Source organism: Paludisphaera soli (assembly GCF_011064595.1).
GTDB classification, from domain to species: Bacteria; Planctomycetota; Planctomycetia; order Isosphaerales; family Isosphaeraceae; genus Paludisphaera; species Paludisphaera soli.
The window spans coordinates 1-341 of sequence record NZ_JAALJI010000165.1; the positions used below are offsets into that span (position 1 = coordinate 1).

1 protein-coding gene is annotated in these 341 nt (G+C 65.4%); it reads left to right on the top strand.

Translation table 11 applies throughout. The features are described 5' to 3' along the window. A partial coding sequence (locus G6O68_RS32155) for a sigma factor-like helix-turn-helix DNA-binding protein (protein WP_315852149.1) occupies nt 1-232 on the top strand: 232 nt, incomplete at its 5' end. Between the last annotated feature and the right edge of the window lie 109 nt (nt 233-341).

A 341-nucleotide genomic window follows, 5' to 3' on the forward strand; every position in this document is an offset into this window, starting at 1 on the left:
GGCCGCCCCGTCCGACGAATCGCCGATCGACCCCCAGATGGTCCGGCTGGCCGTCGACCGGATGGGCGGCGCCCACGCCGCGGTCCTGAAGGGCTACTACTTCGACGGCCTGAAGATGCACGAGGTCGGCGAACGACCCGGGATCAGCGAGTCCCGCGTCTCCCAGCTCCACGCCGAGGCCGTCGAGCGAATGCGGGACAACTCGCTCATGAAGCTCGCCCTCTGCGGCTGACTCGCGCGCTCATGCATCCAGTTGTGTAGACGAGGTAATCCCAACGATTCGCAAGGAAGAGACGACGACCATGAAGATCACCGAAGTCCGGATCCACCTGTCCGACCGT